Origin of the sequence: Sanguibacteroides sp. AM78-02pH3A (assembly GCF_027666085.1) — a bacterium.
GTDB lineage: Bacteria > Bacteroidota > Bacteroidia > Bacteroidales > Marinifilaceae > Gabonibacter > Gabonibacter massiliensis.
Window position 1 is genome coordinate 42,185 of record NZ_JAQEHX010000001.1, and the last position, 25,737, is coordinate 67,921.

Annotated in this window: 22 protein-coding genes; 17 read left to right on the plus strand and 5 right to left on the minus strand. The window is 42.8% G+C overall.

What is annotated here, in order from left to right; all coding sequences use genetic code 11:
- Nucleotides 1-97 precede the first annotated feature (97 nt).
- From PGR74_RS00145 to PGR74_RS00165, 5 genes are all read right to left on the minus strand, one after another.
- Nucleotides 98-1,252 (minus strand): FecR family protein, encoded by a 1,155-nt coding sequence (locus tag PGR74_RS00145; protein WP_041504998.1) that lies wholly within the window; start codon nt 1,250-1,252, stop codon nt 98-100.
- A 143-nt stretch (nt 1,253-1,395) separates the two neighbouring features.
- Nucleotides 1,396-1,941: an RNA polymerase sigma-70 factor gene (locus PGR74_RS00150; RefSeq protein ID WP_082027491.1), complete on the minus strand. Its 546-nt coding sequence runs from the start codon at nt 1,939-1,941 to the stop codon at nt 1,396-1,398.
- Nucleotides 1,942-2,094: 153 nt separating this feature from the next.
- On the minus strand, nt 2,095-3,465 hold the full coding sequence (locus PGR74_RS00155; RefSeq protein ID WP_041503990.1) for an FAD-dependent oxidoreductase: 1,371 nt from the start codon (nt 3,463-3,465) through the stop codon (nt 2,095-2,097).
- Nucleotides 3,462-4,064 carry a DUF417 family protein gene (locus tag PGR74_RS00160; RefSeq protein ID WP_041504997.1) on the minus strand — a complete coding sequence of 201 codons (603 nt, stop codon included), beginning with the start codon at nt 4,062-4,064 and terminating at the stop codon, nt 3,462-3,464. Before PGR74_RS00160 ends, PGR74_RS00155 begins: the two co-directional genes overlap by 4 nt.
- 88 nt (nt 4,065-4,152) lie before the next feature.
- Entirely contained in the window at nt 4,153-4,992 is an 840-nt protein-coding gene (locus PGR74_RS00165; RefSeq protein ID WP_041504996.1) for a helix-turn-helix domain-containing protein, read from the minus strand.
- 135 nt (nt 4,993-5,127) lie between these two features.
- Between PGR74_RS00165 and PGR74_RS00170 the strand changes: the two genes are divergently transcribed.
- The 17 genes from PGR74_RS00170 to yihA all read left to right on the plus strand — a co-directional run bounded on the left by PGR74_RS00170 (nt 5,128) and on the right by yihA (nt 25,734).
- On the plus strand, nt 5,128-6,198 hold the full coding sequence (locus tag PGR74_RS00170; RefSeq protein ID WP_236684961.1) for an HPP family protein: 1,071 nt from the start codon (nt 5,128-5,130) through the stop codon (nt 6,196-6,198).
- A 652-nt stretch (nt 6,199-6,850) separates the two neighbouring features.
- Nucleotides 6,851-7,306, plus strand: a complete 456-nt coding sequence (mraZ, locus tag PGR74_RS00175) for a division/cell wall cluster transcriptional repressor MraZ (protein ID WP_041503987.1) — start codon at nt 6,851-6,853, stop codon at nt 7,304-7,306.
- 61 nt (nt 7,307-7,367) lie between these two features.
- Nucleotides 7,368-8,264, plus strand: coding sequence for a 16S rRNA (cytosine(1402)-N(4))-methyltransferase RsmH (gene rsmH, locus PGR74_RS00180; protein ID WP_041504105.1), 897 nt, complete (start codon nt 7,368-7,370; stop codon nt 8,262-8,264).
- A 1-nt stretch (nt 8,265) separates the two neighbouring features.
- Complete coding sequence (locus PGR74_RS00185) at nt 8,266-8,646, plus strand: FtsL-like putative cell division protein (protein WP_041503986.1); 381 nt, start codon at nt 8,266-8,268, stop codon at nt 8,644-8,646.
- Between the two features lie 17 nt (nt 8,647-8,663).
- A complete protein-coding gene (locus tag PGR74_RS00190; RefSeq protein ID WP_041503985.1) occupies nt 8,664-10,766 on the plus strand; it encodes a penicillin-binding protein in 2,103 nt (700 codons plus the stop codon).
- A gap of 5 nt (nt 10,767-10,771) precedes the next feature.
- Nucleotides 10,772-12,223: a UDP-N-acetylmuramoyl-L-alanyl-D-glutamate--2,6-diaminopimelate ligase gene (locus PGR74_RS00195; protein ID WP_270516577.1), complete on the plus strand. Its 1,452-nt coding sequence runs from the start codon at nt 10,772-10,774 to the stop codon at nt 12,221-12,223.
- A gap of 2 nt (nt 12,224-12,225) precedes the next feature.
- Nucleotides 12,226-13,476, plus strand: a complete 1,251-nt coding sequence (gene mraY / locus PGR74_RS00200; protein ID WP_041503983.1) for a phospho-N-acetylmuramoyl-pentapeptide-transferase — start codon at nt 12,226-12,228, stop codon at nt 13,474-13,476.
- A gap of 10 nt (nt 13,477-13,486) precedes the next feature.
- A complete protein-coding gene (gene murD / locus PGR74_RS00205; RefSeq protein WP_041503982.1) occupies nt 13,487-14,824 on the plus strand; it encodes a UDP-N-acetylmuramoyl-L-alanine--D-glutamate ligase in 1,338 nt (445 codons plus the stop codon).
- An 11-nt stretch (nt 14,825-14,835) separates the two neighbouring features.
- Complete coding sequence (locus PGR74_RS00210; protein WP_052634736.1) at nt 14,836-16,113, plus strand: FtsW/RodA/SpoVE family cell cycle protein; 1,278 nt, start codon at nt 14,836-14,838, stop codon at nt 16,111-16,113.
- A 27-nt stretch (nt 16,114-16,140) separates the two neighbouring features.
- Entirely contained in the window at nt 16,141-17,238 is a 1,098-nt protein-coding gene (gene murG / locus PGR74_RS00215; RefSeq protein WP_041503981.1) for an undecaprenyldiphospho-muramoylpentapeptide beta-N-acetylglucosaminyltransferase, read from the plus strand.
- 9 nt (nt 17,239-17,247) lie between these two features.
- A complete protein-coding gene (gene murC, locus PGR74_RS00220; protein ID WP_041503980.1) occupies nt 17,248-18,612 on the plus strand; it encodes a UDP-N-acetylmuramate--L-alanine ligase in 1,365 nt (454 codons plus the stop codon).
- Between the two features lie 20 nt (nt 18,613-18,632).
- Entirely contained in the window at nt 18,633-19,358 is a 726-nt protein-coding gene (locus PGR74_RS00225) for a cell division protein FtsQ/DivIB (protein WP_041503979.1), read from the plus strand.
- Between the two features lie 11 nt (nt 19,359-19,369).
- A complete protein-coding gene (gene ftsA, locus PGR74_RS00230) occupies nt 19,370-20,542 on the plus strand; it encodes a cell division protein FtsA (RefSeq protein WP_041504990.1) in 1,173 nt (390 codons plus the stop codon).
- A 19-nt stretch (nt 20,543-20,561) separates the two neighbouring features.
- Nucleotides 20,562-21,884, plus strand: a complete 1,323-nt coding sequence (gene ftsZ, locus PGR74_RS00235) for a cell division protein FtsZ (protein WP_052634764.1) — start codon at nt 20,562-20,564, stop codon at nt 21,882-21,884.
- A gap of 12 nt (nt 21,885-21,896) precedes the next feature.
- Nucleotides 21,897-23,105 (plus strand): cell division protein FtsZ, encoded by a 1,209-nt coding sequence (ftsZ, locus tag PGR74_RS00240; protein WP_041504102.1) that lies wholly within the window; start codon nt 21,897-21,899, stop codon nt 23,103-23,105.
- 91 nt (nt 23,106-23,196) lie between these two features.
- Complete coding sequence (locus PGR74_RS00245; RefSeq protein ID WP_041503977.1) at nt 23,197-25,026, plus strand: DEAD/DEAH box helicase; 1,830 nt, start codon at nt 23,197-23,199, stop codon at nt 25,024-25,026.
- Nucleotides 25,027-25,128: 102 nt separating this feature from the next.
- Nucleotides 25,129-25,734 (plus strand): ribosome biogenesis GTP-binding protein YihA/YsxC, encoded by a 606-nt coding sequence (gene yihA, locus PGR74_RS00250; RefSeq protein WP_041503976.1) that lies wholly within the window; start codon nt 25,129-25,131, stop codon nt 25,732-25,734.
- The last annotated feature ends 3 nt before the right edge of the window (nt 25,735-25,737 follow it).

Genomic DNA, 25,737 nt, shown 5'->3' on the forward strand with positions numbered 1-25,737 from the left:
TTGCAGTATTAAAAGTTACACATGGTTGTCCTGTTGTTGGAGCAAACGAACAACGATTGAATTTTGATCGGGGAGGTGTTGGAGCATCTCCCCGTTTTTATTGCTTTTTTACCGTGACAATGGATCCGGTAATGTCGAATTTTACTTTTCCCGTTTTTTCTATCATCCATAAGGTTTCGCTTATGGTTTCGTAACGATTCATGATACCGGAGAACAGGATCTCTTTTGTCCCCTCTTCATACCTGATCTCCACGTTATACCACCGGGCCAGATCGTTCATGATGGATTCCAGCCGCTCTCTTCTGAATACAAAATTGCCTTTGGTCCATGCCCGATAGGCTTCTGCATCTACCTGTTTCACGGTCAACTCTTCTCCGACTAAATCGGCTTGCATGTCAGGAGTTAATACAAGATTCCGGTTTCCTACATTTACTTCCACTTTCCCGCTTATTAAGGTGACGGTCGTGCGTGCTTCTTCGGAAAAGGATTTCAGATTGAACGAGGTTCCCAGTACTTTAATCGTCATGCCGTTTATTTCCGCGATAAAAGGATGTTTCTCGTCCCGCCGGACTTCGAAGTACCCCTCGCCCTCCAGCCGAACCGATCTTGTCTCTCCGACAAAGGCTACAGGATAGATAAGACGGGATCGGGCATTTAGCCACACGTTGGTGCCGTCGGATAAGGTTACCTGAAATTCACAACTGTTCGGGGTTTCAAGGGTATCCCAAACCTCTTTCGAATCGTTTTTAGCTGCCGCGTAAATCAGTTTGTTTTTTATTTTTTTGATATCTCCGAACCTGCCGTCGCAGGCAATGATACTATCGGCATTCGTTAACAAAACATTTTCACCGTTCGCCCGCCGAAGAATAGCTTGCCGGGAACCCGGTATAAATTCAGAAATTGAGTACGTGTTATTTCTGTTTTCCCGCGTTGATATAAATTGTTGAAAGTAGAATCCCGCCCCCAATAATAAAATAATGCCAGCTGCATAACCGATTTGCTTTAATCTGATGAATCGTTTTCGGGGTTTTATCTGTCGTTTCAAATTGTGCCATATGTTTGTCGAAGAAATCTGTTTGTATTGTTTATATCTTTGTTCCCACCCGGATTCTTTTAATAATCTGTCGGAAATGGTTTGATGAAAGGTCTTTTCTTTTTCCCATTTGTCCAACTCTTTTTGTTCTTGATCGGAAATGATACCGATCTTTTGTTTGTAGATCAATTCTGCTATTTTAATGTATTCCCGAGTCATTTTTTCTTTTATTGTTTTATTAAAACAACTGAAAAGGAAAAACGGGTAGTCAAAATTCAATTTTTTTTAATGAGATAAGTTATAGATCGATGGTGGTGTCTCTGATGATAATTGTGTCGTTTCAGGGGATGCAGGGAATTATTTTAAACAAAGAAGAGAAGGTAAAAGTAGTCTTGTAATTTTTCCCGAAGGAGTTTGTAGGCATTTTTTTTATGGAATTTTACGGTATTCAGGGAGATGTTTAATTGATAAGCGATTTCCGAATTGTCCAATCCATCTAAATGAAGCAAACAAATATTACGACATTGTTCGGGTAGAGAGTCTATAGCTGTAAAGATCATTCTTCGGGTCTCTTCTCCAATAACCGATCTCATATAGTAGTGCTCGGTATCTATTTCTTGTAATGATTCCGAATTGTATTCGTTTACGATTCTTTGATGCTTTAGAATATTCAGGGCTTTGTTTCTTACGGTAGAATACAAATAAGCCTTGATAGATATTTCATCTGGAAAAATGGATCGATTTTCCCATAAAGCCATAAAGGCATCTTGAGTGACGGATTCACTCTCTTCCGAATTATTCAGATGGCGTTCTGCAAAAAGAACCAATGACTTGAAATATTGATCGAATACCTTTTGAAAGTTTATTCGAGAGCCATTATTTAGTATTATATTATAATCTTGATTCACGTATTGTCCTATTCGTTAAGATATCGTGACAAATATGCATATAATTTTTATATTATAAATACTTTTCATTTGAAAAACGAAGTGTAATCATCGAATCAATTCGAGCGTGGTGAGAAATGAATAAAAGCGAGAAATTTTTCTCGCTTTTATTCATCAGGATAACAGTACGTTAAAAGATTCTGTCATGCTGGGATGCGTGTATATGAAATCCCGGAGCACCCTGTAGTCTTGTCCGGTTTTAATAGCCAAAGCAATCGTGTTGATCATCTCGTGGGAATCTGTACAGAAAAGGGTACATCCGAGAATCTGATTTGTTTTGGCGTCTATGATAGCTTTTAGTACTCCCTCTGTTTCCCCTACAGTCAGGGTACGAGGAATGCTGGCAACAGCTAATTTTTTTACCACTATTTCGATTTTGTTCTTTCGGGCTTCCTCTTCACTTATGCCTACCCGGGAAAGGGGAGGATCAATGAATACGGAGTAGCTCACCGGATTCCGGTCTGACGTGTTTCGTTTTTGATCTCCAAATAGATCATCACTAACGATCCGCGAGTCATCCAATGAGATATAAGTGAACTGTAGACCTCCGGTCGCATCTCCCATGGCATATATATGCGGAATATTGGTTCTTAAATGTTCATCCGTTACAATAGCTCCTCGTTCATTGGTTTTTATTCCGGTACTTTCCAGATTTAATCCGGCCGTATTGGGTTTACGACCTGTGGCTAAGAGAACTGCATCTGCTTTTATCTCGGTCCGGGAGGTGTTTTCTGTGGTTTGATAGCTGACGATAGCTGTCTCTCCTTTGTCTTGGATCGAGGTTACTTTTACTCCCATGTAGAATCGTATGCCTTTCTTTTCCAAGACCTCTTTTACATTTGCCGCAATATCCCTGTCTTCTTTGGGAATCAATTCGTTGAATCCTTCGAGAACAGTTACTTCGGAACCGAAAGAGGCGTACATGGAGGCGAATTCCAACCCGATATAACCACCTCCCACGATAACCAGATGACGGGGAAGATCCGCGAGTTCCATGATGGAAGTACTTGTATACACTCGTTTACTCTCTTCAATGCCATCGATAGAAGGTACTATTGTTTCGGCTCCCGTGTTAATGAAGATATATTTTGCTTTCAGTTGAACATTACCTTCCGGCATTTGCACGGAAACCACTTCGGGGGATACGAACGAACCCGTACCGGTATAAACGGTAATATTCTTTTCATCCGCGAGGTTATGGTAATTTTTTTTCCGAAGTAAAGCGGTTACCTCATTTTTCTTTTGGACGGCCTGACGATAAAATGCTCGTTTTTCTTCAAAAGAAGCGAAATCTTTGTATTCAGCGATTTTAGCCTGATGTACTAATGTTTTGGTCGGAATACATCCGATATTGATACAGGTTCCCCCGTACATCTGTGCTGAACGCTCGATCATGGCTACCGTCCAGTTGCGTTTGGCTAATCCTGTGGCAAGTGTTTTACCTCCTTTGCCGAAACCGATAATGATGGCATCGTACTGTTTCATAATGAATTATTTCTTCGTTGATTTTTTAATACTCTTTGTGCAGATTCTGAAAGCAATACAACGGCTCCGGCAAGAATGGCCGTGTCCTTAATTACTAAACGTCCGGCCCCACTAAGTAAGGGAAATCCATATTCCCCACTTCCTAAGTCGGGAACCCATACTTCGGGAGTGGTGACGAGGAAAGAGAGGGTCCCAAGGGTCATGACAATGGCCAATAGAGCTCCGATAATTCCTATTTTCGGAAAAAACATGCCTAAAAATACCAATATGCCGATACTCATGATCAGGATTCCTAACCCGTGAGAAAATCCATAAGTGTTATTTTCCTTATGCCAATTTTGTTTTAATTCGTTTCGCTCTCCTTCTTTCATCTTGTAGTTTTTATATTCCGGAGCCTGTTTGTTATAGAAGAAACTCATGAAAGGACTATTGGCCACAAAGGGTACGATCCCTTCCGCTTCGTAATTCCAGAATTTTAATCCTCCTATCCAAACAAAAATAATCAGAATAGCTATACGTGTTAGGTTGATTCCAAGTTGTTGAATCGAGGAAGCAATTTGAAGAAAGGTGTAAAATAGGTTGTTTAATTTTGTTGTCATGTTATTTCCGATTTTGATAGTTAAACTTACGATACAAAAGTCGGATGTTTTATCACGGAAATAAATGGCTATTTTGCCGGATATATTGTCAATTTTTCCCGATCTCTCTTTGTCGGTAGGTAGATATACTCTCTCCTGTCATGTGTTTAAAGAAACGACTAAAAGCGGAAAGATCTTCAAATCCCAGAATATCGGCGATCTCCTTTGCACTTTTAGAGGTGTATAGTAACAGGCGTTTTGCTTCGGCTTCTATTCTTTCGTGAATAATACGCAGGGGGGTAGGCATATGATATACTGCAAAAAGATTGGAGAGGGTTTTGGGTGAGCGGAATAAAAGTTCCGCGTAATCCTGTACTCGTTTCTTTTCTTTAAAATGTTGGTCCACCAATACATAAAATTGCCGAATCAGATTAAAATTTTTCTCTTTTTCCGAACTTATCTCGTATTTATTCTTTGCTATCCGCGTGCAGGTGATGATGAAGCGTTTCAGGAGAATGCGCAACATCTCCTCCTGAAGATTATCGTGTATCCCGTATTCTCCGGCAAACTTTTCGGTAATATCCCGTAAAACGGAGGATTGTTCTTTGGTTAACTGTAATTTCATGATGTTGGAAGTCCCGTTGAACAAAAAGCCGTTACACGAAACTTCATTGTCGTGTCCGTGTATGCAATAAAAATTACTGTTGAACAGTAAAGTTAAATACTCTCCGTCGACCTCCTTTATTTCTATATGATGTAATGGAGTCAAAGAGATGATCTCGTTCGATTGCAGGGTGACGGTAATATGGTCGATTTCCAGTGTTAACGTTCCGTTTTGGATCCAGATAAATTTATAGAGACTGTTGTTTTTTTGAAGGGAAGAATCGGCATGGAAAGCATGAGTTAAACTCATATTTCCGTTTAAACGGGTACTGAAATGATATTCCATGATGCTTGATCAATTTTTTGTAAATATATGAATTTTTGAATACGGATTGAGAATTAGGGTTATAATTCTTATACCTCGGATCATTTTTGGATGGAAAGTATTACTTTTACGACTTGTTTTTAATAAAAATGAGACATGCGTCAAAATAAACCGACATCTTCAGAGAAAAGAAGAAGAGGAATGTTCTCCGATGTTTCTGCTCGAAAGCGTTATTTGGCAGCCTTACTATTAATTTTGGCGATGGTTGGAATCTCTGAGTTTTGGGGTGAAAAAGAGATCATTTTCCCGGAACTGGCGGCACTTGCCATTGGTATGTGGATTGTTGATAAAAGGGTATGGCGGGTAAGTCGGGTAGGCATGGTTTTATTGATGACTTTAGGTGCTGTTTGGGGTGTATGTCTCGTGCGTTACTCCGTCTTGCCTTTTCTGGTTAACCTTGCTTTTGCCTTCACGTTTGCCGCCATCGGTTTAATGGTAACACGTTCCAGTTTAATCCCGCTGATTTCTGCTTGTATGTTACCCGTGTTGTTGAAAACGGAAAGTTGGATCTATCCCGTGGCGGTTTTTATGATGTCGTTAACCCTTGTATTGGGACAGATTATGATGGAAAAGTGTGGACTTCGGCGGAAAATTGTTTATGTGCCTCCCATGAGAGATCGTAAAAAAGAGGTGTTTAGGTGGGGGTTGCTGTTATGTACTTTGCTGATGATTGCCGTTATACCGGTATATACTTCGCGTATATATTGTATATTACCGCCTTTGGTTGTGACCTACGTGGAGTTTGCCAATTCAAAGGCCGGTTTCAGGAATCGTCCGGTTCAAATTTTTTTATTACTGGTCATTGCTGCCACTCTGGGAACTGTATTTCAGCTTGTCGGACACCTTTATTGGGGGTGGCCGGAGTGTATTGTGGCTTGTATCCTTTTTCTTTGTTTGTTTTTCCTGTTCGAGTGGTCCGGTAAATTTTTTGCCCCCGTCGGAGCGGTTGCATTGATTCCGATGATTATTCCACCGGAAGATTTGTGGTGGTTTCCTTTACAGGTGGCTTTGGGGGCAGCTTTGTTTATAACTGTTGCCATGTTACTCTTTCTGAAATGCTATAAATGGCCGAAACCTTATCTGATCGTATGTATGCTTCCGACCTATTTGCGTCGGATACGTAAGAGGAGAACAGGGAAAAGGGTTGTTAGAGAGACGGAAGCATAGCAGAAGATCAAAGTGAGGCTCGGGTACTTGTTTTTGTGGGGAGAAAATCGTAATTTTATAGTGTCCGTTGATGATATGTGATCGGTGCATTCATCGATGTTTTGATAAAAAACGGAAAGTCGTCGACGTACAGTTCTTTCAGTTACGAACCCATAGCGGAAAGGAGTGCCTATGAGGATTGTTTTAACATGTAATATCGGTTAATTACCCGTGGTTCGCCACAGTTCGAAGTAATGTTTTGAACCCGGAGAAAAGGAGGATGAAATACATTGGAGAAAGAAAAAATCAAATCATTTGACATACTCGATTTTGACGTTGTTAACACAACGATCCGTTGTTTTATAAAATAATGACGCTTAGAGCGTGGAAAATAGAATCCGCAAGAAATACTTGCGGATTTTTTATATAACGGCATCCCGAACAATTGGAATTATAACTTTATTATTTATTATGCGGTAGTCGAGAAGCTTTCTACGTTTAAAATTTATACTTTTCGATTAAAAAATGCACTTTTCGATTTGTCGATTATATAAAATGCGTTGATTACAAGTGGATTTTGGCAGTTTGAATAAAAATATTGAAAAAAGTGGTTCAAAGTGGTTTAAAGTGGGAAATATTTTCATAACTTTACATCATAAATTAGAAAAACTATATGTTGTCATTTATAGGGGATTATACATGCAAATTGGACAACAAGGGACGGGTTGTCGTACCGTCGGCGTTTCGCAAAGGGGCGGCTGCCGTGGGGGAGAGTTTTTTTGTTTTGCGTCGTAATATTTTCGAAAAATGTATTGATCTTTATCCGAAGGGGGAATGGTTGAATTTGATTGATGATTTACGAAATCGGATTAGTTCGTTTGATCAAGAGGAGTCTCGTTTTAAAAGGGAATTTTTCCGGGGAGTTTTGGAGGTCGAGTTGGATGGAAACGGTCGAATTTTAATTCCCAGGAAGATGTTGGATAGTATTGAAGTAGTGGGGGATATCGTGATGGTAGGGCAGGATTCAAAAATAGAGATATGGGATAAAATAAACTATGAAGAAAGTGCTATGGATACGGAGGATTTTGTAAATTTGACGACCCGGGTTTTTGGAAAGCAGGAAAAATAAACGTGCCGCATGGCTGTGATTTCCGGGCGTGGAAGTGATTGTGGATCATAAATTAGAAGTTATGGAATATCATGTACCTGTATTATTGGAAGAGTCTGTGGCGGGATTGAATATTGATCCTGACGGCGTTTATCTGGATTTGACTTTTGGAGGGGGAGGTCATGCGAGAGAGATCCTGAAACGTCTATCCGAGGGGTGTTTGATCGGGTTTGATCAGGATTCTGATACATTGGAAAATGTGCCGAAAGATGATCGGTTTATTTTCGTAAATCATAACTTCCGTTATTTACGCAATTTCTTGCGTTATTGCGGTTTTGAACACGCTGACGGCATACTGGCGGATTTGGGTGTTTCTTCGCATGAATTTGACGAAGCGGAGCGGGGATTTTCTTTTCGTTTTGATGCGGCGTTGGATATGCGTATGAATAGAAGAAACCGATTGAAAGCTACCGATGTGTTGAATACTTATACCGAAGAGTCTTTGATACACCTCTTCCGGGATTACGGTGAAGTGGAGAACGCTCGGCGCTTGGTAAGTTTGATCGTAAAAGGGCGTGAGGAAAGGGAGATCGCTCGTTCGGATGAATTTTTGCAGGTTATAGCTCCATGCGTTCCTAAATTGAAAGAGAAAAAATATTTGGCTCAGGTTTTCCAGGCTTTGCGTATCGAGGTCAATGGAGAATTGGAAGCTTTGGAAGATATGTTGCAACAGGCCGAGATGGCGTTGCGTCCCGGGGGACGTTTGGTAATTATTACTTATCATTCGTTGGAAGATCGTATCGTAAAGAATTTTTTGAAATCCGGAAATTTTGAGGGAAAAGTTGAAAAGGATTTTTATGGTCGGGTTAAAAAGAGTTTTGAGTTGGTGAATCGGAAAGTGATCGTGCCGACGGAGGAAGAAGTTGATCGTAATCCGAGGGCTCGGAGTGCGAAGTTAAGGATTGCGGAGAAGTTATAATATGAGGTGGTTTAAGAAAAAGAAATATAAAGATTTTGTTTCGCCTTCGGAAGAGAAGAAGGAGGTGTTGGGAGAGTCCATGAAGGAACTTTTGGATGGACGTATCTTGGCAGACACCGTGTTGCGGAAAAATATTCTGTTTATTCTTTTTTTGACGGCTTTGGGAATATTGTATATCGCTAACGGGTATAATACGGAGAAATTGTATATGAAGAAAGTGAAGTTGGAAAAGGAGTTGAGCGAATTGCGGTTTGAGTCGATAACAACGGCTTCGGAACTGATGAAGATCAGTACGCAATCGGAGGTGATAAAACAGATTCGTAAAGAGGGATTGAATTTGGTGGAAAGTAAGGAGCCGCCGACAAAGATATACGAAAATTAACGGGTGTCGATAGGGATATGTCAATAAAACATGAGTTAGCCGGACGTTTGGGGTTTGTGTACATCTGCGTGATGGGAATAGCCGCATTGATTGTGGTAAAGGCTTTGCATGTCCAGATTTGGGAGGGAGAGAAATGGCGGAGTAAGTCCCGAGATGTTTCCGTGAAAGATTTTGTTGTCGCTCCCAACCGGGGAGATATTTGTGCGGCGGACGGAAGGGTGTTGGCCAGTTCGATTCCCTATTATTCATTACGTTTCGATTGTAAGGCTGTTCCGGATGATATTTTTAAAAAGAAGATAGACAGTTTGGCTTTCAAATTATCTCGTTTTTTTAAGGATGCGCCTGCCGTGGAATATAGAAGCAAGTTGTGGAAGGGAAAATACGGAGCTAAGCCGAACCAGTATCTGTTGATCAACCGGCGAAAGGTCTCTTATAACGAGTTGAAAGAGTTAAAGACCTTTCCTATTTTTCGGGAAAAGGGGAGTAGGAGTGGGTTGATTCTGGAACGGGAAAATGTTCGATTGCAACCTCATGGGGATTTAGCCGTCCGGACGATTGGTTATTTAAACGAGAGCAATGATGGAACGTTCGAGGGACGCGTGGGCTTGGAAAAGGCTTACGAGAACGAGTTGAAGGGTGAATTGGGACGGAGTATACGACAAATGATGTCCGGACGTTGGGTGTCGGTAACCGTTGAAGATCCTGTGGATGGAAATGATGTAATTACCACGATAGATGTCGATTTTCAGGATATTGTGCAGAATGCGCTGGATAGACAGATGGAGATTTACGATGCGGACGCGGGGACTGCCGTTCTGATGGAAGTGAAAACGGGAGATATTAAGGCGATTGCTAATCTGACCAAAACACCTAAAGGCTATCGGGAGATGTTGAATAACGCGATCGGAGATGCCGCGGAACCGGGCTCCGTGTTCAAGGCGGCGGTTATGATGGCGATGTTGGAAGACGGTTACGTACACCCGGAGGATACAGTCGATTTGGGTGACGGTACTTATACTTATTATGGAAAGACATTACGGGAGTCGAATGGTAAACCGGTAGGTAAGATAACCGTGAAGCAGATATTCGAACGTTCCTCAAATGGAATTTCGAGGTTGGTGTATGAAAATTATAAGAATCAACCAGAAAAATTTATTAATCGCCTGTATGCGATGCAATTGAATAAAAAGGTAGGGATTGAGTTATTAGGAGAGGGAGAACCTTATATAAAGTATCCGACTGATAAAGATTGGAGTGGTATCTCTTTGCCGTGGATGAGTATTGGTTACGAGGTGAAATTGACCCCTTTGCAAGTATTGGCGTTTTATAATGCCATCGCGAATAATGGGAAAAGAATGAAGCCTCGATTGGTCAAGGAGATACGAAACCGGGGAGATGTTGTTAAACGGTTTGGTACGGAGGTGATGGATCGACATATTTGCAGCGATAAAACGCTGGCTGCTTTACGGGACATGATGGAGGGGGTCGTGGAAAACGGGACGGCGAAAAACTTAAGCCATGCCCCGTATAAAATTGCGGGAAAAACCGGGACGGCAAGAGTCGCCGATCGTTCAAAAGGATATGGAGTAAGAAAATATCGAGCCAGTTTCGTCGGATACTTTCCGGCAGATAATCCTCTCTATTCCTGTATCGTGGTGGTGGAAAATCCGTCGTTATCCAAAGGATATTACGGGAATGTTGTTTCCGGAAATGTGTTTCGCGAAATAGCGGATAAGGTATACGCTAAGGCTTCTTTGGAGTTTGAGGAGTCGGAAGATGTTCCGGAGGAGTTTGTACTGCCCATCAGTAAAAACGGATTGAAATCGGATTTTTTGAGTATATATGATGAGTTCGGATTTCACGTGGACGACGAACCTGCCGAAGAGTCGAAATGGGTCATGACGACCCGGAATGATGAGGGTTTTGTACTGAAACCCAGAAGTATTTCCGAAACTTTGGTACCTAACGTGAAAGGTATGGGGTTAAGGGATGCTTTATATATTTTGGAGAATAGCGGTTTGAAAGTGGGGGTAATCGGTTCGGGAACCGTAAACAAACAATCGTTACAACCGGGTAATCGGGTACAACGGGGTAGTTATGTCAGTATAGAACTAAAATAAAAGAGATGAAATTAGGAGATCTATTGGATGGAGTAGCTTGTTTGTCCGTGGAAGGGGATTTGAACGTAGATGTTCATGCTATTCATTTCGACTCCAGAAAGGTGGATAGGAATGATCTTTTTGTGGCTCAGCGAGGAGTGAATATCGATGGGCATGTATTTATAGATAAAGCTGTTGCCGCTGGTGCCGGGGCAGTTGTTTGCGAGCAATTACCGGAGAATTTGTCAAGGCATGTGACTTATGTCGTAACGGAGGATTCTTCTGATGCTTTAGGACGGATGGCTGCTAATTATTACGGTAATCCTTCGGAAAAGATGAAGCTGGTAGGAGTGACCGGTACCAACGGAAAAACGACGACGGCTACCTTGTTGTATGAATTGATCCGCCTTTTAGGAGGAAAGGCCGGGCTTTTGTCTACCGTCTGTAATTACATCGGGGAGGAAAAAGTGGCGGCTACGCATACGACGCCCGATGCTCTGGAGATTAATGCCTTGATGCGGAGGATGGTGGATGCCGGATGTGAGTATTGTTTTATGGAAGTGAGTTCGCATGCTATTGATCAGAAACGAATCAGCGGTTTGGATTTTGACGGGGCAATTTTTTCAAATATAACGCACGATCATTTGGATTACCATAAAATGTTCAAAGCATATATAGAAGCTAAAAAGGCCTTTTTCGACGGATTGTCAGCCCGGGCTTTCGCTTTGACTAATTTAGACGATAAGAACGGGACAGTCATGTTGCAGAATACCGTTGCCCGGAAATATACCTATTCGTGTAAAAGAATGGCTGATTTTAATGCAAAGGTCATCGAACGACATTTGGACGGGACTTTGCTGACATTGAACGGCCGGGAGGTATGGACTAAATTCACGGGGGATTTTAATGCGTATAATTTGTTGGCAGTCTATTCTTCTGCTTGTCTGTTGGGATTGGAAAATGAGGAGGTTTTGCAAGCAATGAGTTTGTTGGTTCCGGTATCGGGGCGTTTTGAGACCGTGTTGTCTTCGACGGGGATCATGGCGATAGTGGATTACGCTCATACGCCGGATGCGTTAGAGAATGTGTTGTCAACGATACAGGATCTGAAGGGGAAGAATAATCAGGTTATTACTGTTGTCGGGGCAGGGGGAGACCGGGATCGCACCAAACGGCCGGAAATGGCTGAGGTCGCTTGCCGGTTGAGCGATAAGGTGATATTGACTTCGGATAACCCGAGGAGCGAGGAGCCTTCGGCTATTATTGAAGAGATGCGTGCCGGAATACCCCGGCATGAAGAGGTAAAGGTCTTGGCTATTTCGGATCGGAAAGAAGCTATCCGTACGGCTTTGATGTTGGCCCGAAAAGGAGATCTGGTGCTGGTAGCCGGAAAGGGACACGAGAATTATCAGGAGATAAAAGGGGTGAAATACCATTTTGACGATAAAGAAGTTATACAAGAAATATTTAATCGATAACCATGTTTTATCACATTTTTGATTATTTGGAGCAGTTAAATTTTCCGGGAGCGGGCATGTTTCATTACATTACTTTTCGTTCTGCCTGTGCGATTATTTTATCGTTGCTTATAGCCACGGTAGTCGGAAAACGTATCATACGTATGTTGCAGCGTCAACAAGTCGGAGAAGAGATCCGGGATTTGGGATTAGAGGGACAGATGCAGAAAAAAGGCACTCCGACAATGGGAGGGGTTATTATTCTGCTGGCTATTTTGCTTCCGGTTATTCTTTTTGCCCGCTTGGATAATGTTTATATTCAATTGATGATTATTTCAACGATCTGGTTGGGGTTAATCGGTTTCTTGGATGATTATATCAAAGTTTTCCGGAAACATAAGGAGGGGCTGAAAGGGCGTTTTAAGGTAATTGGTCAGGTAGGATTGGGATTAATCGTGGGATTAACCCTTTATCTGAATGACGGTGTCGTGATTCGTGAAAAGGTCTCTTTTTCGGAAGTCGGCGAGTTGGTAAGTACGGTAGACGAAGGTTTTTCTACGAAAGATTCGGCTAAAGCATTGGCAAAAGATGTTAAATCGACTAAAACGACTATTCCGTTTTTTAAAAATAACGAGTTCGATTACGCCTGGTTCGGAGTATTCGCGGGCAAATATGCAGAGGAGGTGGGATGGATTGTTTTTATTGTCATTACCATTTTAATAGTGACGGCCGTGTCGAACGGCGCTAATCTGACCGATGGATTGGACGGTCTGGCGACGGGCACATCGGCTATTGTCGGGGCCACCTTGGGAATATTGGCTTACGTGTCGGGTAATATGGTGTATGCTGATTATTTGAATATTATGTATATACCGCATTCCGGCGAGCTGGTGGTTTTCATCGCTGCATTTATTGGTGCTACGATCGGTTTTTTATGGTACAACTCTTTTCCCGCCCAAGTGTTTATGGGGGATACGGGTAGTTTATCATTAGGTGGAATCATTGCCGTGTTTGCCATTATTATCCATAAGGAGTTATTGATCCCTATTCTATGTGGGATTTTCTTGATGGAGAATCTTTCTGTCGTTATGCAGGTAAGTTATTTTAAATACACGAAAAAGAAATACGGAGAGGGACGTCGCGTATTTTTGATGTCTCCGTTACATCATCATTTTCAGAAGAAAGGCATCCCGGAACCTAAAATCGTTACCCGATTCTGGATCGTGGGGATTGCTTTGGCCGTGTTAACTATTGTGACGTTGAAAATAAGATAATGTGGAAGTTATGGAAACAAAATTAATCGTATTGGGAGGAGGAGAGAGCGGTGTCGGTGCTGCCTTGTTAGGGAAAAAGTTGGGATATAGGGTTTTTCTTTCCGACAAAGGAAAATTGGCGGATAGGTATAAAGATATATTGGAAAAAGAAGCGATCCCTTTTGAGGAGGGGCGTCATACGGAAGAGTTGATTTTTGCGGCGGATTTGATTGTGAAGAGTCCTGGTATCCCGGATCATATTCCTATAATTCAGAATATTCGAAAGAAAGGAATCGAGATTATCTCGGAAATCGAGTTTGCCGGCCGTCACAGTGATGCAAAGATGTATTGCATTACGGGGAGTAACGGAAAAACGACGACTACTTTATTGTTGTATCATATCCTCAAACAGGCGGGAATGGATGTCGGGTTGGCGGGTAACGTGGGAAACAGTTTAGCTGCACAAGTAGCGGAAAATCGACATGAAATATACGTGGTCGAACTGTCGAGCTTCCAGTTGGACGGGATGTACTGTTTTAAATGCGATACGGCGATATTGACCAATATTACTCCGGATCATCTGGATCGGTATGATTATAAATTCGAAAATTATGTCGGCTCGAAATTTCGGATTGTAAATAATATGAAGCCGTCGGATCTGTTTATATACGGATCTGATTGTGACGTTGTCCGGGAACGGGTGGAAAAAGGGAAAATAGAACCCGAGGCGGTTGGATTCACTTATTCTTCCGATTCCCGTTTAAATGCTTATGTAGAAGACGATGCGATTGTCGCTCGCCTGGAAAACAGGGTGTTTCGAATAGAGAAACGAGCTGTTACGATACAGGGGCGTCATAACGTGTATAATGCGATGGCTGCAATATTGGCTGCGCTGAAAGCCGGAGTGAGCGACGAGAGTTTAAGAAAAGGGTTAACCACTTTCCCGCAAGTGGAACACCGTTTGGAAACGGTGGCGGTAGTCGGTGGAGTGACTTATATTAACGACTCGAAGGCTACCAATGTGGATTCCGCCTGGTATGCCTTGGATAGCATGCATGCTCCGGTCGTTTGGATTGCAGGAGGGACGGACAAAGGAAATGATTACAGCGTGTTGAACGATTTAGTGAAAGAGAAGGTGAAGTTGTTGATTTGTATGGGGATGGATAATAGAAAATTGATAGATAGTTTCTCCGGTATATGTGAGGTCGTGGATACGCATTCGTTGGACGAGACGATTGCCGTGGCTTACAGCAGGGCTGTTGCCGGGGATGTCGTTTTACTTTCTCCTTGTTGTGCCAGTTTTGATTTGTTTAAAAATTACGAGCATAGGGGAGAATTGTTTAAAGAAAAAGTAAAAGCCCTAAAGTGATATAAAACGATATGAACTGGTTTGATTTAAGGAAAAAACTCTCTTTTAAAGGTGATAGGATACTTTGGTATGTTATTATCGGTTTGATGCTTGCTTCCGTTATGGTCGTTTATTCTTCGACGGGTAGTTTGGCTTATCGTGTCCGTAGCGGTAATACCAGTTATTTCCTGATCAAACAGGTTATTTTGATGTCGGGATGTTTGGTGGTTATTCTGACCTTGCAATCCATTCATTACAAGTACTTTCTTTCTTTTGCAAAGATTGTTCTGGGGATGTCGTTCATTTTTTTGTTATGGGCTAAGTTTGCCGGGACAACTTTGAATGATGCCGGTCGTTGGGTGACTATTCCGGGAATAGGTTTTACCTTTCAGCCTTCGGAAATGGCGAAATTGGGGGTTATCATGTATTGTGCCAGGGTCATCGCTTTTTATCAGAATGAGCGTTGCTGTGACGATGAAGCATTGAAGAAGATTTTGTTTGTTGCGGGACCGGTCATTTTTCTGATCTTTTTGGACAACTTCTCGACCTCGTTGTTGATGGGCTTGGTCTGTTTGGCCATGTTGTTTGTCGGTAGATTGCGGTTAAAACTGATAGCGATGTCGGTCGGAGCTCTTGTGGCGACAATATTAGTGCTGTTGGTATTGGCTTTCACCGTGCCCAAGGTGGCAGAAATCGGTCGTATTGCTACCGTGAAGAGCCGTATCGTGAATTTTTTTAATCCGGAATCTGTTAATAGCGATGACTCTTATCAGTCGGATCAAGCGAAAATTGCCGTTGCAAAAGGGGGATTGGTCGGTTTGGGACCGGGGAATAGCGTACAGCGTAATTTCTTGCCTCATCCGTATTCGGATTTCATTTTTGCTATTATTATCGAGGAATACGGTTTATTGGGAGCGGGGGTCGTTATGCTTTTGTACCTGATCATCCTGTATCGGATCGGGGTGATTGTACGCCGGTGTACCCGGACATTTCCCGCTATTTTAGTAACAGGTTTGGGACTTAGCATTGTGTTTCAGGCGCTTGTTAATATGGGAGTGTGCGTAGGCTTAATGCCCGTTACCGGTCAACCTTTGCCTTTAATGAGTATGGGAGGAACATCTCTTATCTTTACGAGTGCGGCTTTTGGTATGATTTTAAGCGTGAGCCATACGTTTTCGGAGGAGGGAGAGCGGGAAGAGCGTGAGAAACAAAGAATGAAAAGTGAGAAACTGAGAAAAAGAGCAAAAGATATAGAGGAGGATATTGAAGAGGAGTACGGGGAACGGGAGCCTGTTTATCAGGATGAATAGAAATAGAAGTTTAAATTGGATTTTGAAATGGTAAGAAAAGTAATCGTAAGCGGAGGAGGAACGGGAGGGCATATATTTCCGGCACTTTCTATTGCAAATGCGTTGAAACGTTTGGATGACAGGATCGAGATTCTGTTTGTCGGGGCAGAAGGGAAGATGGAAATGGAAAAGGTCCCGGAAGCGGGATATAAAATTGTAGGTTTACCGGTACGCGGCTTACAAAGGCGGCTGACTTTCGAAAACGTGAAGGTTTTGCTGAATCTTTGGAAGAGTTTGCGCAAGGCAAAAAAGATAATTAAAGAGTTCGAACCGGATGTCGTTGTCGGTGTCGGGGGATATGCCAGTGGTCCCATCGGGCGGGTCGCTGCCAATGCCGGAATCCCTTTGGTATTGCAAGAGCAAAATTCCTATGCCGGAGTTACGAATAAGATTTTGGCCAAAAAGGCAAAGAAAATATGTGTCGCTTATGAAGGAATGGAGCGTTTTTTTGAAAAAGACAAGATTGTATTCACTGGAAATCCGGTACGTAAGGATCTGTTGAAAGCGTCGGGAGAACGGGACGAGGGGATAACGTTCTATGGTTTGGATACTTGCCGGACGACGATTCTTGTTACCGGTGGCAGTTTGGGTGCCGGCAGTATCAATAAGGCTGTGGTGAAACATTTAAAAGAGATTTCCGATTGGAAAGACGTACAGGTGTTGTGGCAATGCGGCGGATATTATTACGAAACATTGAAACAACAATTAGGAGAGAAATGGCCGGCCAATGTAAAATTGTTACCCTTTTTGAAACGGATGGATCTGGCTTATGCTTGTGCCGATCTGGTAGTGGCGCGTGCCGGGGCCGGAACGATATCCGAGTTGTGTTTGTTAGGAAAGGCTGTCGTATTGGTGCCTTCTCCTAATGTAGCAGAAGATCACCAGACCAAGAATGCTATGGCTTTGGTGAATAAAGAGGCTGCAGTCATGATAAAGGATGCGGAAGTCGAGGATCGCCTGGGAAATGTTTTATATGACTTGTTGAATCAGGAGGAGCGGAGAAGAGAGTTATCTTCCAATATATTGAAATTAGCCGTGAAAGACTCGGACGAGATCATAGCCAAAGAAATTATAAAATTGTTTTAATTCGAGCGTATGAAAAACGTTTATTTTGTAGGAATCGGAGGAATCGGAATGAGTGCATTGGCCCGTTATTTTAAGGCTATGGGCTATGCGGTTGCAGGTTACGATAAGACACCTTCTCCCTTGACCCGAAAAATGAGTGAGGAGGAGGGATTTTCCATTACCTATACGGACGATGTTCGGGAAATAACCTCTTTATTCAAAGATAAAAAGAGTACGTTAGTGGTATATACACCAGCGGTTCCCGAAGAGAACCGAATATTTTCTTATTTCCGGGACAACGGTTATTCTCTGCATAAACGGGCAGAAGTTTTGGGCTTGATATCGAAAGATAAAAAAGCGTTGTGCATAGCCGGAACTCATGGGAAAACGACGACGACGACGATGGTGGCTTTTTTGTTAAATCATTCTCACGTGGGGTGTAATGCTTTTTTAGGAGGAATATCTGCTAATTTCGGAACGAATTTGCTGATCGACAGAAAATCGGATTATGTGGTTATTGAAGCGGATGAATTTGATCGCTCGTTTTTGCACCTTCATCCGGAGGTTGCCGTTATTACAGCGATGGATGCGGATCATTTGGATATATATGGAACGCATGAGAAGCTGTTGGAGGCTTTTGAGGCTTTTGCCCTCCAGACAAAGGGTCCTCTGTTTTTAAGAAAAGGGCTGACCTTGCAACGAGCGGTGACCGGTTTTTACGCGGCAGGAGAAAAGACGGATTATTATGCGGATCGTTTGCGGGTGGAAAACGGTAGTTATGTGTTTGATTACGTGTTTCCGGAAGGTGTGATAAAAGAGCTGAGACTTTGTTTTCCGGGACGGGTGAATGTAGAAAATGCAACAGCTGCTATTACGGTGGCTTTGCAGGCGGGTGTAACCCCGGACGAGATTCGGATGGCTTTGCCTCTTTTTAAAGGGGTTGCCCGGCGTTTTGACGTGCACGTGAAAAATCGGGATATGATCTATATCGATGATTATGCCCACCATCCGAAGGAGATAGAGGCCGCTCTCTCTTCTATCCGGGAAATGTGGCCGGATAAGCGATTGACGGTTGCCTTTCAGCCTCATCTTTATTCTCGTACGAATGACTTTTATCCTGATTTTGCCCGTGGCTTAAGCTTAGCCGATGAGGTGATTTTGTTGGATATCTATCCGGCGCGGGAAGAGCCGATTCCGGGTGTGACCTCGGCTTTGATTGCGGACCGGGTAACCGTACCCGTAAAGAGGGTTACCAAAGAAGATTTTCCGGAATACGTGAAAGAGAACGTGAAAGAAGGAGTATTCGTGACAATGGGGGCGGGCGATATCGATCGCTTTATACCGATTTTTACGAAAATCTTTAACGATAGGAGAAAATCGACGTATAGTGTTTAGGTTGTAAAGAGAAATGTAGCATGAAACGTATCGTACCTTACATAATATTTATCATATTGCTTGCATACCTGATAATTGTGTTTACCTTTGCAGCGACAAAAATGGGGGAGGTAACATGTAGAGGGGTACGGGTTACTGTCAAAGATACCACGATGAATGTGTTCGTCGGTGAAGAGGATATCTTGAAAATGATAAAGAATGGGTATGGAGGAATTCTGAATCAGGGTATTAAGACAGTAAATAAAGATAGTTTGGAAAGGATACTTGTCAGAAATCCGATGATAAAATCGGTTCAGGTTTACTACAGTTTAGATGGTTATTTTCATGTAGGTATAGAACAACGTGAACCTGTTTTAAGAGTATTGACAGGTGAGGGTTATTACGTTGATGCGGACGGAAAAGTGATGCCGTTGTCTTCTAAGTTTACTTCCAGGGTTATTGTTGCTACTGGTAACATTACTAAAAAATTTGCTTGCGAAAAATTATGTCCTTTCGTGAAAAAACTGAGGGATCATTCATTTTGGGATGCTTACATAGAACAGATTGTAGTACTTCAAAATAAAGATATTATAATGATACCCAAAGTAGGTGATTTTAAGATTATCCTCGGAAAAGTGGATGATTGCGAGGAGAGAATGGACAAGTTGATGCTTTTTTTAAAGCAAGGAATTGCCAAAAAAGGGTGGAATCGCTATAAAGAGGTAAATTTGAAATTTAAAGATCAGGTAGTTTGTGTTAGAAAATAAAATAAAAGGATATGGGATACGTAGCTTCTTTGGATATGGGGTCGGAGACCATGGTGATGGCTTTGGCAGAGAAAACCGGGGATGATTGTCGTCTTGTAGGTGTCATGAGTGTTGCGTCTCAAGGCATAAAACGGGGAAAGATAATTGATAAACTCAGGGCCAAAGCTTGCATACAGCAATTGTTGGATGGATTCGAAAGCGAACATTCCGTGCATATTGATTCTTTGAACCTTGCGCTTTCGGGGAGTTGGGTGAAAGTGTTGGAGGATAGGGAAAGTTTAAAATATGCCAAGTCGCAGGGGGTGACCCAGCATGATTTGGTTGAGTTGGAGAAGAGGTGTAGGAATACTTTGGAGAATGGAAACGAGGTCGTTGTGGATGTCGTTCCGATGGCTTATTTTATAGATAAGGAGGTCGTAAACGATCCGGTCGGATATTCGGCACGTCGTTTGGACGTACGTTATCAGGTTTTCATTCTATCGAAGGAGATGTTAGAGGAGTTGAAAATATTATTCTCGAGTATAGGTGTCGAACATTTGGAAATTTATTCGGTCGTTCGGGCCGTGACGAGTGCTTTGGTGACCAAGCCAGGAGAGAATCAGAATTTTGCCCTTGTCGATTTAGGAGCCGAAAGTACGAAAATCGTTGTATTCCAGAATGGAATGGTTTTGTTTTATTCGGAATTGCCGTTAGGATGCCGTACGATCGAATCGGATTTGAATGTGGCTTTTTCTATTCGGGATCTCGAAAAGGCTAAAAAATTAAAACATGAATACGGAATGGCTCTTCGGGCCGAATGCAAGAATCGAAAAGTTATTATTCCCGAAACAAAATATTGTATAGAGAGTCATAATTTGGCTTACGTGGAACAGTGTCGTTTGGAAGAGATTTTAGAAGGGGCCATATTCCAAATGCAGCAGAGCGGTTGTTACGAAGATCTCGATGAAGGAGTCTTATTGACCGGAGGTGGAAGCCGTGTTGTCGGTGTGGATACCTTATTATCGAAATTGTCGGGTCATAGCGTGGGAGTTGCTCGGGCCGTAAATGTGTCGTCGGAAAAAGGTGCTTTATTGAAGACACCGGAGTATTTAACGGCATTGGGTTTGCTGCGATGCGAGCGGAAAGAGCAGAAAAAGTCCGGAAGTCGGATGAAGAGGTGGTTCGGAGAACTTTTTAATGATTAACGAATTAATGGTTTCAGTTATGTTTAGTGAAGGTACTTTGCTGGAGTTAAATGCCCCGATACAGGAGGAGTCGATCATCAAGGTGTTCGGAGTGGGAGGAGGCGGGAGTAATGCCGTGAATCACATGTGCAGACAAGGAATTCGAGGTGTCGAATTTGTTATTTGTAACACGGATATACAAGCCTTGCGGATTAGTCCTGTCAAGAACCGGATACAGATCGGAAAGGAGTTGACAGAAGGCCGGGGAGCCGGAAGTTTGCCGGAACGCGGACGCCAGTCGGCAGAGGAGAGCTTGGATTACATAAAGACGATTCTCGAGCGTAATACAAAGATGATTTTTATTACAGCCGGCATGGGAGGAGGTACCGGAACGGGAGCAGCTCCCATTATTGCCAGACAGGCCAAAGAATTAGGGATATTGACCATTGGAATCGTTACGATACCTTTTAATTTTGAAGGAAAAAGGAGGGTAGAACAGGCTATGGCCGGGGTGGATGAATTGGTAGAATACGTGGACGCCTTACTGATTATCTGTAATGAGAAATTACGCGATATGTATGGGGATTTGAAGTTGTCCAAAGCTTTTGAAATGGCTGATAATGTTTTGACTATTGCGGCCAAGAGCATAGCTGAAATCATCACGCTAAAGGGTTTTGTTAATGTCGATTTTGCTGATGTGGAAGTGGTCATGAGAAATAGCGGGGTGGCGTTGATGGGGGCCGGGGAAGCGGAAGGTGAGAATCGGGCATTGGATGCCGTCAAAATGGCTTTGGAATCTCCTCTATTGAATAGTAATGATATACGGGGAGCCTCCAATATATTGTTGAATATGTTATACGGGGACAAGGAGATCACGATGGATGAGATCACTTTGATAACCGATTACCTGAAAGAGTTGGTCGGTTACGATGTTAATGTAATTTGGGGAGCCGGAAAGGATGATTCGTTAGGAGACGAATTACGTGTGGCGGTTATAGCTACCGGTTTTAATGGTGTTCCTGTGGATACGAAGCGTTCGCCTATCTCTTTTAAGGTAGAGGAGATAGAAGACCTTGAGTTGAAGGTGGTAGATCCGAAGAAGTTGGAGGAAGAAGAGCGACAGCGTAAGCAGAAGCAGGAGGAGAATCGGCTTCGACGTTTGCAACGGGAGCGACAACGAAAAGAGATGGAAGCTATAGAAAAAGAGGAGGAGAAAGATTTCGAGGAAGAAGTTCGGGAAAAACAGCATCCGGCTCGAAACCGGAAGCGGGGAATAAACGAGGTTCCCGATGTGGACAGTTGGTTTAAACGTAAACTCGGAACAATGTTTAGTGAAGATATGAGTAGAGATACTGAATTGTAATAGCGGATGATCATGGTAGATGGATTGATAAATTTTAACCAGAACGAAATTTCCCCTACGATTATTAAGGTAATCGGAGTAGGTGGCGGAGGCGGTAATGCCGTCGAATACATGCATAAACAAGGGATTTGCGATGTAGATTTCGTGTTGTGTAATACCGATTATCAGATATTGGAACATAGTCAGGTTCCCATAAAGATTCAGTTGGGCAGAGCTTTGACGGAAGGCCGTGGGGCTGGAAACCGTCCGGAAGTGGGAGAGGCTGCTGCCAATGAAAGTTTTAAGGAGATAGAAGAGTTATTGCGAAACAGCACGAAAATGGTGTTCATTACGGCAGCTATGGGGGGGGGAACCGGAACTGGAGCAGCTCCGGTAATTGCCAAGGTTGCCAAGGAGATGGGGATTCTTACCGTGGGGATCGTTACCATCCCTTCCCGTTTTGAGGGCCCGAAACGTTTGGAGCAAGCAAGGGAAGGAGTACGGAGGCTGAAGGGCTATGTGGATTCGTTAATCATTATCGATAATGAAAAGATTCAGCGGATTTATGGTTCGCAAACCTTGTCAACAGCCTTTGCCAAGGCTAATGATGTATTGAATACGGCCGTAAAGGGTATAGCTGAAATCATCACTTTGCCGGGGTATATAAACGTGGATTTTGCCGATGTGAGAACTGTTATGACCGATAGCGGTATCGCTATCATGGGGGCGGCAAAGGCTTCGGGAGAAGACCGGGCCAAAAGGGTTATTGTCGATGCTTTAAACAGCCCTTTGTTGAATAAGAGTGATATTTTGGGAGCCAGTAATATCTTGTTGAATATTACTTCCGGTACGGATGAAATTACAATGGATGAGATGAGCGAGATAACATCCTATATTATTAAGGAAGTAGGAGATAATGCCGCTGTCATTTGGGGGGTCGGTACGGATGAATCTTTGGGAGATTCCATATCCGTAACGATAATTGCCACCGGTTTTTCTACCACTGATGTGGAAAATACCTTTACCGCACCTATCAAAGGAGGGATACCCGTAACAATGTCGGAAACGGAAGAAGATCCGGAACGGATAAAGAAAATAAAGGATGGCGTGAAGGATTACGTGCAGGTCATATTGAAGGAATCGGATGTGATTTTGCAACCGGACCTGCCGCAAGAGAAGATAAAAGAATTGGAAACGACTCCGGCGTATACTCGGAGACAAATAAAAATAGATAGAATATGATGCGGAAAAATAATCGTAATTTGTTGTTTGTGATTGGAGATTATGGACAAAGGATTACAAGTGGCATCATGGAATTAATTTAATTACATTAATGGAAAAATTTAGAGAATTAGGTTTAGACGGGGAAATTCTTAAGGGAGTTGCAGATTTAGGTTTTGAAACACCGAGTCCTGTACAAGAGAAGACGATCCCTGTAATTTTGGGCGAAGAAAATGATTTAGTAGTTTTAGCCCAGACTGGAACGGGGAAAACAGCAGCATTCGGATTGCCTTTATTGCAAAAAATCGAGCCGGAATGGAAAAACACCCAGGTCCTGGTTTTGAGTCCTACGCGAGAATTGTGTGTGCAGATCGGAAATGATTTAAAAAACTACTCCAAATATCGTAAGGATATTCGAATCGCTTGCGTTTACGGGGGTACGGATATCCGCAGGCAGATCAAAGAGATTGAACGGGGCGTTCATGTTATCGTGGCTACACCGGGAAGGTTGGTAGACTTGTTAAAACGGAAGGTTGTAGATATCGAATCCGTGGTTGCCGTAGTTTTGGATGAGGCGGACGAGATGTTGAATATGGGCTTTCAGGAAGACCTGAATTTTATTCTGGAGGAGACTCCTAAGGATAAGAATACTTATCTGTTTTCGGCGACAATGCCGAAGGAGGTAGAACGGATTGCTAAAAATTATTTGATCAATCCGAAAGAGATAGCCGTAGGCAAGAAAAACCAGGGAGCTGATACGGTATCGCATCACTATTATATGGTGAGGGCGAAGGATTGTTATGAAACATTACGTCGGGTAATCGACTGTGCCCCTGATATGTATGCCATTATTTTCACGCGGACTAAAAATGATGCAAGTGAGATAGCCAAACATTTACAGCGGGACGGGATCGATTGCGATGCTTTGCACGGAGACCTGAGCCAGGCTCAACGTGATAACGTGATGTCCGCTTTTCGTTCCAAAAGACTGAAAGTGTTAGTCGCTACGGATGTGGCTGCCAGGGGATTGGACGTGGATTGTCTGACCCATGTTATTAATTACAATTTGCCCGATGATGTCGAAAGTTATACTCACCGGAGCGGTAGAACGGGGCGTGCGGGAAAAGAGGGTATCTCTATTGCTATCATTCACTCCAAGGAGAAGGGTAAGTTGCGTCGTATCGAAAACATGTTGAAGAAAACGTTCGTTTATCAACAGGTTCCCGGGGGAGATCAGATTTGTAAAGCTCAATTAGCCTATTATGCCGATCAGATACTTGCGGCAGAGCAACAGGATAACCTGGAGAATTTCGAGCAGACCGTGTTTGATAAATTTGCCGATTATACGAAGGAGGAGTTGATTCAGCATTTGGTCTCTTTCGAGTTCGGTAAATTGTTGAAGAAGTATAAAAATACGGAGGATCTTAACTTGACGGAAAAAGAGCGTAGTGAACGCGGAGGACGGGAAGGAAGAGGCGAACGCCGGGGACGTGGCGGTGACACAGTCTTTAGTGCTTTTTCGTTGAATATTGGTCGGGAAGACGGATTAACTCCTAAAGATCTGATGGCCTTGATTAATAAGCATTCGCGTCGTAGAGGAGTGGAAGTAGGAGGAATCCGGATTTACGATACGGATACGAAGTTTGAAATCGACGAGGAGAGTGCTGCGGATTTCGCATCGGATTTCAGTAGGGCGATATTCAATGGAATTCCTTTAACCATCAGAGCGATATCCAATCGCGGTCAAAGTAGCCGTGGGAGAGGTGGTGATAGGGATAGAGGGGGAAGCCGGGGGGGCCGTAGCGGAAGATCCGGAAGAGATCGTTTTGAACGTAGGGATAGCGGAAAACGTGAGAAGGAAGTAGAGGGGAAACGGAGAGGGAAACCGGGGAGTAATCCGAAGAAACCGAGGAATTTCAGACGTTCTTCTGCGGGAAATTAATAAAAACAAGCGTTTTTGTTTTATATAGAAAAAGAGAGAGCTGGAAATTTATTTTATGGACGGCTCTTTTTTTGTATTTTTGAAAGTCTAAAATAAAAGATTATGGAAGTATATAACGCAAAATTTGTAATGAGTAATACGGAGGTGGATAAATGCCCCGTTCCTGATAAGCATGAATATGCTTTTATCGGTCGATCTAATGTGGGAAAATCTTCTTTAATCAATATGCTTACAAACCATAGTAAGTTGGCCAAAACTTCCGGTACTCCCGGGAAAACACAGTTGATCAATCATTTTCTGATTAATAATGAATGGTACTTGGTCGATCTACCGGGATACGGTTACGCGAAAGCTGCAAAATCGGTACGGAACAAATTTGAACCTATGATTAAAAACTATATTCTGAAACGGGAAAATATGGTTTGTCTGTTTGTTTTGATCGACAGTCGTCATGAACCTCAAAAGATTGATTTGGAGTTTATGGCTTGGTTGGGAGAGAATGGGGTTCCTTTTGTTATGGTATTTACGAAGGCCGATAAATTAAACGTAACCCGTCAGAAAACTTGCATAGAGGAATACGGAAAAATCATGTCCGAACAATGGGAGAGTCTGCCTAAGGCTTTTTTGACTTCGTCGGAAAAGGGGATCGGTCGCATGGAAATTTTGGATTACATCGAAGAATTGAATAAAACGGTAGAGTTGGAATAAAGA

Excerpts from the sequence above, each read along its gene's own strand:
- PGR74_RS00145 (WP_041504998.1), bottom strand. The coding sequence starts at position 1,252 with ATGACTCGGGAATACATTAAAATAGCAGAATTGATCTACAAACAAAAG.
- PGR74_RS00155 (WP_041503990.1), bottom strand. The coding sequence starts at position 3,465 with ATGAAACAGTACGATGCCATCATTATCGGTTTCGGCAAAGGAGGTAAA.
- PGR74_RS00160 (WP_041504997.1), bottom strand. The coding sequence starts at position 4,064 with ATGACAACAAAATTAAACAACCTATTTTACACCTTTCTTCAAATTGCT.
- PGR74_RS00165 (WP_041504996.1), bottom strand. The coding sequence starts at position 4,992 with ATGGAATATCATTTCAGTACCCGTTTAAACGGAAATATGAGTTTAACT.
- PGR74_RS00170 (WP_236684961.1), top strand. The coding sequence starts at position 5,128 with ATGCGTCAAAATAAACCGACATCTTCAGAGAAAAGAAGAAGAGGAATG.
- mraZ (WP_041503987.1), top strand. The coding sequence starts at position 6,851 with ATGTTGTCATTTATAGGGGATTATACATGCAAATTGGACAACAAGGGA.
- rsmH (WP_041504105.1), top strand. The coding sequence starts at position 7,368 with ATGGAATATCATGTACCTGTATTATTGGAAGAGTCTGTGGCGGGATTG.
- PGR74_RS00185 (WP_041503986.1), top strand. The coding sequence starts at position 8,266 with ATGAGGTGGTTTAAGAAAAAGAAATATAAAGATTTTGTTTCGCCTTCG.
- PGR74_RS00190 (WP_041503985.1), top strand. The coding sequence starts at position 8,664 with ATGTCAATAAAACATGAGTTAGCCGGACGTTTGGGGTTTGTGTACATC.
- PGR74_RS00195 (WP_270516577.1), top strand. The coding sequence starts at position 10,772 with ATGAAATTAGGAGATCTATTGGATGGAGTAGCTTGTTTGTCCGTGGAA.
- mraY (WP_041503983.1), top strand. The coding sequence starts at position 12,226 with ATGTTTTATCACATTTTTGATTATTTGGAGCAGTTAAATTTTCCGGGA.
- murD (WP_041503982.1), top strand. The coding sequence starts at position 13,487 with ATGGAAACAAAATTAATCGTATTGGGAGGAGGAGAGAGCGGTGTCGGT.
- PGR74_RS00210 (WP_052634736.1), top strand. The coding sequence starts at position 14,836 with ATGAACTGGTTTGATTTAAGGAAAAAACTCTCTTTTAAAGGTGATAGG.
- murG (WP_041503981.1), top strand. The coding sequence starts at position 16,141 with ATGGTAAGAAAAGTAATCGTAAGCGGAGGAGGAACGGGAGGGCATATA.
- murC (WP_041503980.1), top strand. The coding sequence starts at position 17,248 with ATGAAAAACGTTTATTTTGTAGGAATCGGAGGAATCGGAATGAGTGCA.
- PGR74_RS00225 (WP_041503979.1), top strand. The coding sequence starts at position 18,633 with ATGAAACGTATCGTACCTTACATAATATTTATCATATTGCTTGCATAC.
- ftsA (WP_041504990.1), top strand. The coding sequence starts at position 19,370 with ATGGGATACGTAGCTTCTTTGGATATGGGGTCGGAGACCATGGTGATG.
- ftsZ (WP_052634764.1), top strand. The coding sequence starts at position 20,562 with ATGTTTAGTGAAGGTACTTTGCTGGAGTTAAATGCCCCGATACAGGAG.
- ftsZ (WP_041504102.1), top strand. The coding sequence starts at position 21,897 with ATGGTAGATGGATTGATAAATTTTAACCAGAACGAAATTTCCCCTACG.
- PGR74_RS00245 (WP_041503977.1), top strand. The coding sequence starts at position 23,197 with ATGGAAAAATTTAGAGAATTAGGTTTAGACGGGGAAATTCTTAAGGGA.
- yihA (WP_041503976.1), top strand. The coding sequence starts at position 25,129 with ATGGAAGTATATAACGCAAAATTTGTAATGAGTAATACGGAGGTGGAT.